10 protein-coding genes are annotated in these 12,419 nt (G+C 46.6%); all 10 read right to left on the minus strand.

From position 1 onward, the window contains the following. Window position 1 precedes the first annotated feature (1 nt). Window positions 2-1,120 carry a putative peptidoglycan glycosyltransferase FtsW gene (locus tag VSQ32_07975; GenBank protein ID MEH2942802.1) on the minus strand — a complete coding sequence of 373 codons (1,119 nt, stop codon included), beginning with the start codon at window positions 1,118-1,120 and terminating at the stop codon, window positions 2-4. 29 nt (window positions 1,121-1,149) lie between these two features. Further along, the gene (gene murD, locus VSQ32_07980) at window positions 1,150-2,517 is read right to left on the minus strand and encodes a UDP-N-acetylmuramoyl-L-alanine--D-glutamate ligase (GenBank protein ID MEH2942803.1); all 1,368 of its coding nucleotides are present in this window, start codon (window positions 2,515-2,517) and stop codon (window positions 1,150-1,152) included. Window positions 2,518-2,528: 11 nt separating this feature from the next. Beyond that, window positions 2,529-3,494, minus strand: a complete 966-nt coding sequence (mraY, locus tag VSQ32_07985; GenBank protein MEH2942804.1) for a phospho-N-acetylmuramoyl-pentapeptide-transferase — start codon at window positions 3,492-3,494, stop codon at window positions 2,529-2,531. A 127-nt stretch (window positions 3,495-3,621) separates the two neighbouring features. After that, entirely contained in the window at window positions 3,622-5,406 is a 1,785-nt protein-coding gene (locus VSQ32_07990; GenBank protein ID MEH2942805.1) for a penicillin-binding transpeptidase domain-containing protein, read from the minus strand. Between the two features lie 89 nt (window positions 5,407-5,495). Further along, complete coding sequence (locus VSQ32_07995; GenBank protein ID MEH2942806.1) at window positions 5,496-7,580, minus strand: penicillin-binding transpeptidase domain-containing protein; 2,085 nt, start codon at window positions 7,578-7,580, stop codon at window positions 5,496-5,498. A 40-nt stretch (window positions 7,581-7,620) separates the two neighbouring features. Next, entirely contained in the window at window positions 7,621-8,148 is a 528-nt protein-coding gene (locus tag VSQ32_08000) for a hypothetical protein (GenBank protein MEH2942807.1), read from the minus strand. A 5-nt stretch (window positions 8,149-8,153) separates the two neighbouring features. Continuing rightward, the gene (gene rsmH, locus VSQ32_08005; protein MEH2942808.1) at window positions 8,154-9,119 is read right to left on the minus strand and encodes a 16S rRNA (cytosine(1402)-N(4))-methyltransferase RsmH; all 966 of its coding nucleotides are present in this window, start codon (window positions 9,117-9,119) and stop codon (window positions 8,154-8,156) included. 25 nt (window positions 9,120-9,144) lie between these two features. Then, window positions 9,145-9,576, minus strand: a complete 432-nt coding sequence (gene mraZ, locus VSQ32_08010) for a division/cell wall cluster transcriptional repressor MraZ (GenBank protein ID MEH2942809.1) — start codon at window positions 9,574-9,576, stop codon at window positions 9,145-9,147. Window positions 9,577-9,876: 300 nt separating this feature from the next. Continuing rightward, complete coding sequence (locus VSQ32_08015) at window positions 9,877-11,238, minus strand: methyl-accepting chemotaxis protein (protein MEH2942810.1); 1,362 nt, start codon at window positions 11,236-11,238, stop codon at window positions 9,877-9,879. A 512-nt stretch (window positions 11,239-11,750) separates the two neighbouring features. Next, window positions 11,751-12,353 (minus strand): zinc dependent phospholipase C family protein, encoded by a 603-nt coding sequence (locus VSQ32_08020; protein MEH2942811.1) that lies wholly within the window; start codon window positions 12,351-12,353, stop codon window positions 11,751-11,753. Window positions 12,354-12,419 lie beyond the last annotated feature (66 nt).

Here is a 12,419-nt window from a genome sequence, read left to right on the forward strand (position 1 = left end):
ATTACTCCTGTTCCAGATGAATTCCCCTGGAAACACTTAGCACCAGCCCGATTTCTGCCAGCAGAAACACCACCGAGGTTCCTCCATAGCTGATAAAGGGCAGGGAAATTCCTGTATTTGGTATGGTGTTGGTCACAACGGCAATATTCAGAATAACCTGTATGGAAATATGGGCGAGGGCTCCCGTTACAAGCAGCGCCCCGTACAAATCCTGGGCATTGCTGGCAATTACCATAAAACGCCAGATAATAATCACAAACAGTAAAATCACGCTGACAGCTCCAAACAGGCCCAGCTCTTCACAGATAATGGAAAAAATCATATCATTCTGGGCCTCCGGCACAAATCCCAGTTTCTGCATACTGCCGCCGAGTCCCTTGCCGAACAGTCCGCCGGAACCGATGGCGTACAGGCCCTGCAATGTCTGATAGCCTTTCGCATGGCTTTCCGGGTCCAGCCAGATTTGCAGACGCTCCGCACGATAAGACTCCAGCATGATAAAAGCGGCGCCGAAAATAAGCACTGCAGCTCCCACAACAAAAAACTGCATATATTTGGGGCTGGCCACAAACACCATGGAAATGGCGATTCCCAGTATGATAATAGCTGTACTTAAATTCTCAGTAGCCACAATGGCAACCATGGGCAGCACAATTACCATTACTTTTATCAGAGAAGAAAATTTCCCCATCTGCCGGGGCATCTGGCTGATAATCGTGGCCAGGAACACAATGACTGCCAGTTTTGCCAGCTCGGAAGGCTGAAAACTGACCACCTTCAAATCCAGCCATCGTTTTGCGCCCTGAATGGTATCTCCTATAAAAAGTACCAGCGTACAGAGACCAAAGGCCGCTATGTAAGCAAGAAGCCAGAAATTTTTCCAGACACGATAATCAATTCTCGCCACAATCAGCATGGCAATGACACCTAAAATATCTGCCACAAGCTGCTTTTTCAGATAATATGCACCATCTTTAAATTTTAACTGCCCGTTATAAGCACTTGTGCTGTACAACATGACAAGACCAAAGCATATCAGAAAAAACACAATCAACAACAGCGTATAGTCAAAATAGCGGATATTTTTTTGTCTTTTGTCCGTCTTTCTTTCTCTACCCATATCGGCACTCCTGACTTACGATTTCACTGTTACTCCTCCAGGGCCTTTACCAGTTCCCGGAACATATCGCCGCGTTCTTCATAATTCCGAAACATTCCCCAGCTCGCGCAGGCCGGAGAGAGCAGTACCGCATCCCCGCTGTCTGCATACTCTGCACATGCGCTCACAGCTTCCTGCAGATTATCCGTTAAGATAATATCCTTCTGGGGATATCCAAGGCGGACTGCCGTATCTCTGATTTTTTCTCTGGTAGCTCCCAGCAGCACCAGCTTCTTTACTTTTCCATCAAAGGCATGAATCCACGCATCATATTCAGAATCTTTATCGTAACCTCCGCCAATCAGAAGGGTCGGCCATTTCATAGCCCGGACGGCCTGAATGGCCGCGTCCGGATTGGTACCTTTGGAATCATTATAGAAACGAACCCCTTTTCTGGTTCCCACATATTCTATTCTATGCGCTACTCCTGTAAAAGTAACCAGAACTTCTTTTATTTTTTCAGATGAAACTCCTGCTGCGGTTGCCATGGCTGCAGCAGCCATTACGTTTTCGTAATTATGGTTTCCCAGAAGCTGAAGTTCCCGAACGCTGCACAAAGGCCTGTGCATCCCGTCCCAGGCCCGGAAAATGGTTTCTCCCTCCAGATAAAAGCCTTCCTCCAGCTTTCTTTTGCTGCTGAAAAAAATAACTCTGGCTTTTACCTGCTCCGAAAATTTCCGCAGCCTTTCATCTTCGTAATTCAGAACGCAGAACTGGCTTTCGTTCTGGTTCTCAGCAATCCGCTCCTTGATTCGGCAGTAATTCTCCATGGTATGATGACGGTTCAGATGATCCGGCGTAAGGTTCAGAATCGCAGACACCTGGGGACAGAATTTATGAATGGTCTCTAACTGAAAACTGCTGATTTCCGCCACTGTTACAGATTCCTCCCTGGTATCTGCCGCCAGGCCTGTATAGGGAACCCCGATATTTCCCACCACTTTTACATCCAGACCGGCATGTTTTAAAATTTCTCCCAGCAGAGAAGTGGTTGTGGTTTTTCCGTTGGTTCCGGTAATAGCAAGTATCCGCCCCCGCTCAAAAGCGCAGGCCAGCTCAATCTCGCCCCACAGTTCCAGCCCTCCGGCTCTCATACGCTCCACAAGAGGAGCGTCGGTGGGAATTCCAGGACTTAACACTGCAATATCACAGTCTTCCAGCGCATGCTGCGGCAGTTCTCCCAGCAAAATGGGGATTTCCCGCAGTACCGGGGATTTCCCGCGGACTTCTGCTTCCTTCTGCTGACTGTTTTCATCATATAATACCACCGGAATACCGTGTTTCACCAGAAGCTCTGCCGCTGCAATTCCGCTGATTCCGGTTCCCGCAACCAAAAATTTCTTTCCACTCAGGTTCAATCCTATCCCTCCTAAAGAGCCAGCAGTCCAATGAGACACAGTATGGCAGTAATAATGGAAAATACCGCCACTACTCTCGTTTCAGACCATCCGCAAAGTTCAAAATGATGATGTATGGGCGCCATACGGAAAATACGCTTTCCGCCTGTTTTCTTAAAATACGTCACCTGTATCATAACCGACAGTAATTCTACCCAGTAAATAAGAGCCACAATCAGAATAAAAACAGGCATTTGCAGCACATAGGCAGTGGAAGCCACAAATCCGCCCAGTGCCAGAGAACCGGTATCCCCCATAAATACGCTGGCCGGATACACATTAAACAGAAGAAAACCCAGCAGAGCCCCTACCACCGCACAGGTCACAGGCTCAATACCGCTGCCGGTTCCGATAGCCACCACAGAAAAAAAGGTTGCAATCAGCACCGTCACGCTGGAAGCCAGGCCGTCCAGGCCGTCTGTAAAGTTGGCCCCGTTTACCGTTCCCAGAATGGCCAGAAACATAACGGGAGCTGCCAGCCATCCCAAATCCAGATAAATTCCATGTTCAAATCCGCCGGTAAATGGAAGCAGCATTTTACTGGCTCCCTCCGTATACCGGTTCATATAGAAAATAAATACCACCGTCACCAGAATCTGGCCTGCCATTTTCTGCCAGGGCAAAAGACCGTCAGAACGCCGCAATACCACTTTCAGGTAATCATCCAGAAAACCGATAATGCCAAATCCCACTGTCACAAACAGTATGGGCAGTATGCCCGGATAATCTTTCATATAAATCAGGGAAGTTACAATAATACCTGCCAGTATCATAAGACCTCCCATCGTAGGGGTTCCCGCTTTTTTCAGATGGGATTTTAATTCTTCCCGTTCTGTCTGCCCTACCTTTAACTTTCTCAAAATCGGAATTACTACCGGACCCAGTACAGCCGTAATTGCAAACGCAATCAGCACCGGAACTATTACTCTCTGTTCCATTTTCTCTACACCTCTTTGTTTTACGATGCTTTATGCCCACCGTATCTTTCTTTTATCGTATCTTTGAAACATGCCCGTTCTCAGGGGCGTTTCTGCAATCCTGCTTATTATAAAACCTTTCCCCGCATTATTCAAGTGTCTCCTGCCCGCCATTTTCCGATTCCTCTTTCTCCGGATTCACTGCTTTCTCAATACCAAGATAAGGTAAAATATTGGAAAATATCTCTTTTACCACCGGGGCGGCAATGGTGCCTCCGTAGTAAATTCCCTGAGGATTATTAATCACAACCAGTGCCAGTACCTGGGGATCTTCCGCCGGGGCAAACCCCAGAAAAGAAGAAATATATTTGTTGGCGCTCCTGGGAAGAGTCTGAGAGGTTGCTGTCTTGCCTCCGATGGAAAATCCTTCTATAAAAGCTCTTTTTCCGCTTCCTTCCGCTACTACCTTTTCCAGTACCGTGCGCAGTACCTGAGAAGTTTCACTGCTGACAATTCCCTCCTGCACATCATACTGCAGCGTTTCAATCAGTTCTCCCTGGTCATCTTTCACAGATACACCGAAGTGAGGTGTAATCCGGTTTCCTCCATTAATTAAGGAAGAAACGGTGGTTGCAAGCTGAATGGGAGTAATCTGGAAGGACTGTCCGAAGGATACCGTTGCCAGTTCCACCGGCCCCACATTTTTCTTATCGTGCATAATGGTGGCTGCCTCTCCCGGAAGGTCTATCCCGGTCCTGCTCAGAAGTCCGAACTGTTCAAAATATTTGTATATATTATCCACGCCCAGACGCAGGCCAAGTTCAATAAATACCGGATTACAGGAATTCATAATTCCCTGGGTAAAATCCTCGGAGCCATGGCCGGTTCTTTTATGGCAGTGGATTCTCCGGTCCTCCACCAGTTTGTATCCCGGACAGAAGAAATGGTCACTCAGAGATACCACCCCTTCTTCAAAGGCCGAGGCTGTGGTGATAATCTTAAATACGGAGCCTGGCTCGTAAGTGTCGTTGATACAGGGATTCCGCCACATCTGATTCAATAAATCCTGTTTACCTGTTTCGGTATTTTCTGATGTTCCACCATCCTCTGTTTCCGGCAGCGTAAACGGGTCGTTCAAATCAAATTCCGGAACATTCACCATGGCCAGAATTTCGCCGTTATCCGGTTTCATCACAATAACCGATACCCCGTCCGCCGATTTGGCTTCCATTACTTTTTTTGCAGCCTGTTCACAGTACATCTGAATATTGTAATCCAGACTTACATGAAGATTATATCCATCTACCGGCTCCTGTCGCCGCTCTCCGGCATTTTCAATCTCAATGCCCCTTGCATCTGTCAGAGTGAGAATCTTACCGTTTTTCCCTTTGAGATACTCTTCATATTTTACCTCCAGACCGATAATCCCCTGATTATCTCCTCCGGTAAATCCCAGAACCTTGCTGGCCAGCGTACTGTAAGGATAATAACGCTTGTAATCTTCATCTACTTTAACCCCGGCCAGTCCATAATTGCGGATGCGGTCTCCTGTTTCTTTGTCCACATTGGACTTCACCCGCTCAATGGAACTTACTTTTTCCACCCGCTTTCGTACCGCCGCTTCTTCCATCTCCAGTTCCTTTGTAAGTACCCGGATTACTTCTTCCGGCTCCTTTATCTGACTGTGAATTACGGAAATGGTGCAGACCGTCCGGTTGGTGGCCAGCACAGTTCCTGTGGCGTCGATAATTTTGCCCCTGGCTGCTTTGATATCCCGTTCCCTCTCATGCAGATCCTCCGCTTTCTGTCCATAATATTCCGAGCAGAAAATCATCAGATATACCAGTCTTCCCACCAGAATGGACAAAATCAGCATAACCATGGTAAAAACAACCAGTAATTTCTTACGGTTAAATGTTTTATTACGGAACATACAGTAACCTCACCTTTACAATTACTATAATCTATTACAGTTCTCATGAGGTTATGTACCATTTTTATCATTCGCAGTTCTCTGCCCTTCTATTCTTCTGCCGGCGCCTCGTCGCCGCCTTCCGGCATGGCCTCCGGAACTCCTTCCGACGGATATTCATCTCCTCCCGGATGTTCCGGCTGAACCGGTTCTCCTTCCGTTCCGCCTTCTTCCGTTCCGGTTCCTTCCGATGTGCCCGGTTCTCCTTCGTTTCCTTCCTGGCTTTCTCCTTCCGGGTTCTCTGTTTCTTCGTCCTGGAATATATTCATATAAGGAAGAATATCTGTAAATATTCTTTTTGCCAGCTCTGTGGCAAGGGCGCTGCTCTGTTTCTCCAACGCCACATTTGCCTCGTCAATTACCACATAGACCAGTACCTCCGGATTTTCCACCGGAGCGAATCCGATAAAAGACACTACATATTTCTTATCGTCTCTGTTGCCTTTCTGGGCTGTCCCGGTCTTGCCTCCCATGGAATAGCCTGCAACTTTGGCGCTTTTTCCGGTGCCCTCCGACACGGTTTTGTACAAATAACCTTTGATGGTATCGCTGGTCTGCCCGGACACGGTCTGTTTTAAAACAGTCTTTTCAAAAGACTGTACGGTATTTCCGTTGTCGTCCACAATTTTCTTCACCAGATGGGGCTGATAATAATAGCCCCCATTAATCAGGGAGGAAAAGGAGGATGCAAGCTGCACCATGGTTACGTTGAAATTCTGTCCGAACGCATTGGTGGCCAGAGAGGTATCATTGGTATTATCTACCGTATAAATCAGCGTATCTGTCCTGGCTTCTCCCGGCAGGTCTATATTGGTGCGCAGGCCGAAATTAAAGATATTCTGATATTTGTAAAATGCCTCTTTTCCAACTTCAAAGGCCATGGCCATCATGGCGTCATTGCAGGAATTCATCAGCGACTGCTCCATGGTCTGAGGCCCGTGGCCGGAACGCAACACACAATGGATTTCATGGCCGCCGATTTTCTCCATACCGTCGCAGTCATACCACTCTCTTGTCTTTCCGGTCTCCAGTGCGGTAGCCACGGTAAAGGGCTTTGTGGTGGAACCTGGCTCATACGTATAGGTAATACAGTAATTCTGCCATATTTCATTCAGTTTATCCAGCTGTTGTTTTTCACTGAATCCATTGATTTCTTCTTCCGTATAATAAAGAGATAAATCTCTGGGATTATTCAAATCGTACACAAGGCTGTCCGACATGGCCAGAATTTCGCCGTTCTGGGGATTCATCACAATTACACCTGTCTGACTGCTGCCCGGACCTTCGTGTTCTTCATCCCGATGTTCTTCCTGAAATTCCGCAATCCGCTCCTGAATAATCTTCTGTATATTCAAATCCAGGGTGAGAATCAGAGTTTTTCCGTTGACAGGGTCTTTAATGGTTTTCTCAAAATTATTGTCCGAGTTGAGAAATCCGTACTGGCGTCCGTTAATCCCGTTTAACGTGCCGTTGTAGTAATCTTCCAGGCCGCCGATTCCCTCATTCCCTGAAGTGGTAAAGCCCAGCACTTTGCTGGCCAGATTACCATAGGGATACTCTCTCTGATACTCTTTTTCAAACCATACCCCCTGTACATTGGGATTTACCTTTTTCCCTTTTTTATCTACTTTGGATTCCAGCTCCTGAAATTCCCGGATTTCTTCGTAATGAAGTTTTTTACGCAAAACAAAATAACGACTGTCTGCCTTCTCTGTCAGAGCAGCCATTACCTCTTCTTCTGTTACATCCGGAAAACACTGCAGTAACGCCTCAACCGTGGGTTCCACATATTTCTTTACTTTCTTCCTGGTTTCCAGATCATATGTTTCTTCATTGATTAGTTTGCAGTCCAGAATCACATTGTACACATCCACGCTGCTGGCCAGTACAGTACCTTTGGAATCCAGGATTTCCCCTCGCTGAAAGGGAATACTCTGGCTCTCATAGCCCTGCTGGCTCAATACCTGCTTCTCATATTCTTCGCCTTTCACCTGCTCAATATAAGTCAGTCTTCCAATCAGGGCAAACAGCATTGCCATAACGCCTGAAAACATCACCAGCAGTTTCTTTTTCATTCTTCTGGAAAATTTTGCAGGTTCTTTCTTTTTTCCGGGTCTTCTCTTTCTCTCTGCCAATAGTTCTTACCTTCTTTGCGGGTATTGGAATTCGTTACTTTTATTCTGCCGGAATATCCTGATACTGATTCATATAATCCGTACTGTCTACCTCAAAATAAATAATCTGGTCTTTGGACGGATAAATCATTCCCAGTTCTCCTGTAGCCCTGTTACGGATTTCTTCCAGATTTACTGATTTGTCAATCCTCTTCTGCTCTGCATCATTGTCTGTTTTCAGATTCAGCACCTCACTCTTCAGAGACGCCACATGCCGGATTCTTCCGGTAAGTTCCGCCTGCAGATAGAGATAAACGCCGGATACTGCCACCATAATCATGGTAGCCGCTGCCAGAAACAGCACATAGCCCGGACTCATCTGAAGGGCCCGTTCCTGGTTCCTCCTGGCTGTTGCCCGCAGAGCCCGTTTCCGTTCCCGCTGTTCCCGGTCCAGCTTCTGCTGTTCCACAAACTGCTGATGGGTTTCCTCACTCCGTCTTCCTGGGTTTGGCTGTACTTTCCTTACGGTATTTCCATCTATATAGCTTACAGTTTTTTCCTTATGTGTTGCATTTCCCTGCTGCCTCACTGTTTTCACTCCAATCTTTTCTGCCTGATATCCTGACGCTTTTCAAATACTCTGAGTTTTGCACTCTTTGCGCGCGGATTATACTCAATTTCTTCTTCGGATGGTAATACAGGCTTTCTGGTTACTGCCTTCCCCAACGATTCCTTCCCGCATACGCATACCGGAAAATCATCCGGACAGGTACACGGCTTTTCACTTTTCCTGAAAAAATTCTTCACAATCCGGTCTTCCAGAGAATGAAAGGTAATGACACAGATTCTCCCTCCGGGACTGAGCATGTCTGTCATGTCTCCCAGGGATTCCTCCAGTACTTCCAGTTCCCGGTTCAGTTCAATCCGAATTGCCTGAAACGTACGTTTTGCCGGATGTCCTCCGTTCATTCGTACTTTTGCCGGAATTGCTGCTTTGATAATCTCAGTCAGCTCTCCTGTTGTCTCTATTTCTTTCCTGGATCTGGCTGCCACAATATGTTTTGCAATATTTTTGGCAAACTTATCTTCTCCATAATCACGGATTACCCGGTATAACTCCATTTCACTGTAAGTATTCACCAGTTCTCCGGCTGTAAACTGCTGCCGGTTGTCCATACGCATGTCCAGCGGCGCTTCCTCCACACGGTAAGTAAAACCGCGTTTCGGGTCGTCCAGCTGATAGGAGGACACTCCCAGATCCAGCAGAATACCATCCGCCTGTCCGATGCCGCAGGATTCCAGAACACCCCGCATCTGACGGTAATTGCTGCGGATAATCTGTACTCTGTCTTCAAATTCCGAGAGTCTTCGGTTGGCCGCCTTTATGGCGTCTTCATCCTGGTCAATTCCAATCAGCCTGCCCTTCGGAGACAGACGTTTGCAGATTTCATAAGCATGTCCGCCGCCGCCCAGTGTTCCATCCACATAAATTCCGTCCGGTCTGATATTCAGATATTCAATTGTCTCTTTTAAGAGTACGGATTTGTGTTTGAATTCCATGGGCTTCCTTTCCTGATGGCCGGGATTAAAGGTTGAGTCCCAGGCCTGCCATATGCTCTGCTATTTCTCCCACATCGTCATATTCATTGTTCTCCTGCCATCTGTCTTTGCTCCAGATTTCGATATGATTCAAAACGCCTGCCAGAACAACCTCTTTCTCAATTCCGGCAAATTCTCTTAAAACTGCCGGAAGAAGTACGCGCCCCTGCCTGTCCACTTCACAGCTTGCTGCGCCTGCAAAGAAGAACCTTGCAAATTTACGGGCTTCTTTGGAGAACTGTGATACTTCCCTGAACTTTTCTTCGATGAGTTTCCATTCTTCCCCGGAATACACGAATAAGCATCCGTCCAGTCCCTTTGTCACTACAAATTCATCTCCAAGCAATTCTCTGAATTTGGACGGGACTATCAGTCTGCCCTTTGCATCCACTGTGTGATTGTATTCACCCATGAACATAGAAATCACCTTCTGACAGTCAGGTTCGGGCGGTTTGTCGTTTCATGGGACTTTTCCACATTTTTATCCACTTATCCACCACTTAACGCCCTTTTCTACCACTTCTCTCCACTTTTATTCCATTCTAGCCCATCACAGGGAAAAAAGCAATAGAAAATTTCCGTGCCTGAAGGAGTCCCGGAATGGAAAATCCCTCTGAAAACCTTTAAAATAAAGGGAAAATAAAGAATTTGCCAACTAAAAAAACAGGGAAAGAAAATAAAACTTCATTTTCTTTCCCTGTATGTATTCCCGCAGTAATTAACTTTCTGCAATCCGCTGTATCTTTTCCATATCGGATATCAGTTCTCTGGAATATTCTTCCGCTTCTCTGCAAATCTGCTCCGCTCTGGCATAATCTTCATTAAACAACGCCTGTATGGCATCTGAGCCGAATCCATGGAACTTCTGATGCTTCTCTCCAAGGGCATCCCAAATCTCCCGTACTTCCGGTATATCCGGCGTGATGGAGTAATAAAAGTGTCCAAACCCACATTTGGAGGAATCCAGCTGCAGAGGCACAATCACCCGCTCGGATACCATTTTCTTAAGGTTGGTAATCCAGGTTCTGTGAGCGGTAATGGCTGTCTGAATATAATCGGCAAACTCCCGGTTCTCCAGATGAAAGAATGCGTCTTCAGCCATCCTGCCCATCTGTTTCACCGCATCATCGAGGGTAGATTCAATCTCTACCACCGGCTCGGTGGCCTTCATCAGTTCTTTTCCAATCTCCTGCATGAAGTCCGTACTGTTTCTTAACTGATTCTCCATTTCCGCCATGGTGCTGCTGATTTCTTCACTGACTGCCGCCAGAGAAGTGACGGATTCGCTGACCTGCGACACACGATTCTGATTCTCTTCATTAATTTCCCATACGTTTCCAATCTTCTCTGTCATGGTTCCAAGGGCTTCTATGGTGTTGGTGGTACTGCCGGCACTCTTTCTGGATGCTCCCCGAATTCCTTCCACAAACTCTCCCATATCTCCTGTCAGTTTCTGGGTCTGTTCAGCCAGAGCACGGATTTCATCTGCCACCACTGCAAATCCCCTGCCGAATTTGCCTGCTCTCGCGGCCTCAATGGAAGCATTCAGAGCCAGCAGGTTCGTCTGCATGGAAATCGCTTCTATTCCTGCAATTACTTCGTTCATATTATTGATAACTTCCAGCAGATCATCCATATCCCTGCGCATTTCCCTGGAAATCTCAATGGCATTGCTGGAAAGATCCCGAATGGAGGTCAGTTCCGCCTGCCCTTCTTCAATCTTCCGATATACTTCTTCCATATCTTCCGAAACCCGTATAATCGTATTCGTCAGTTCTTCCAGAGAATTATGCCCTTCCGCTGTGCCCTGTCCGGCGGAAGCTCCGAAAATAACTTCGGTAGCCTTCGCAACATTCCGGGAAATTTCCAGAATCTTATCAGTCTCATGCTGCATGGTCAGATCGAGGGAACTGATCTGCATCACCGCACGGATATTTTTCCTGAGAACATCTGAAAACTGTTCTCTTCCGCTGACCAGACGCTGATAAATCTCACTCAGCTCCGGTTCACTGGAATAGTCGGCATTTTTTAATTCTGCAACTGATTTTACGAGCTTTCTTTTTGTCTTTCCAATTCCCATATTCCTGTCCTCATTTTCTTAATTATCCTACTTCATATTCTTTATCATATTTCGTCATATGTCAATATTTTTTTGATTTTTTATGACAATTTCCTGTGACAATTTGTCCCGCACAGCAAAAGGGCCGGTACGTCCCCGGCCCTGCTGCCCATTCTCCTCGAATGGCGCCGGCTGCTGCCGGCATTTCCATATTCTGTTGTCCCCCTGATTCAGCTGTAGCTCAACAGCCGAATTTTCTCTTCGTATTGCATGTAGTCTTCAATGAGTGCGTCAAGCCGCACGCTCACCTGATAACATTCCGGCGCCCACTCATTGCCCTGGACGGCTACATCCAATTCCTTTCGTACAATTTCGATCTCTCTCTTTAGCTCCGATAGATGGTTCATCTTCTATAGCTCCTCTTTCCCCTTCTCTATTGTATTATGTTCACGGGAAAAAAGCAAACTAAAATCGTCATTTTTTTACAGGACATTTCGACACGAACTGCTTTTATTCGACATATCTCCTGTTTTCTAACTGGCTGCGGGCAGTACGCAGGGGATTTCGTCCCCTTTAATCAGCCGGAGAACCGCCGCCACCACCTGATGGCACAGCAGTACGATATGAAGACAGTCTTCTTCGACAGAATTCTTCCGCTTCACATAAATTTCGTGAGCATTCTGAATAAATCTGCAAATGTCTCCCGTACTGTTCAGGCAGCTGACAGACGCATGAATCCATGCACTGTTCCGTTCTGCCTCTCCACTTTGAATATATTCTTTCAGGCCTTTTTTCAGCTGTTCCTCATAAATGCAGTGGTCCCGCAAGGTTCCGGGGTAGTGGGGATTGTGGGGAAAGGTAAAGTAATCCGCAATGTAATGAATGACTTCTCCCAGATTCCGGTAAAATACCCGCATGTTTATCTGATCTTTCCGCTGTCTCTCCACCAGTTCTTCCAGATTATGCTGTACCTTTGGAAACGTTCCTTCCATTTCATGCTTTACCGTAATAAAAGACGGTTTGCAGTCCGGCAGGATACTGCCCAGATAAAATGCTTTTTTATGTTTCATCAGCTCCTGTTCTTCCAGACTGTCTACAATATATTTCGCCAGTGATATATGAGATTTCTTTCTCATTTCTGTCCTCCATAAAGCAAATCTGTTATCTTCCTCCGGCAGGCCCTGCATTTCTCCTGAGTTTAA

It is taken from the genome of Lachnospiraceae bacterium JLR.KK002 (assembly GCA_036941025.1).
Classification (GTDB): Bacteria; Bacillota; Clostridia; order Lachnospirales; family Lachnospiraceae; genus Petralouisia.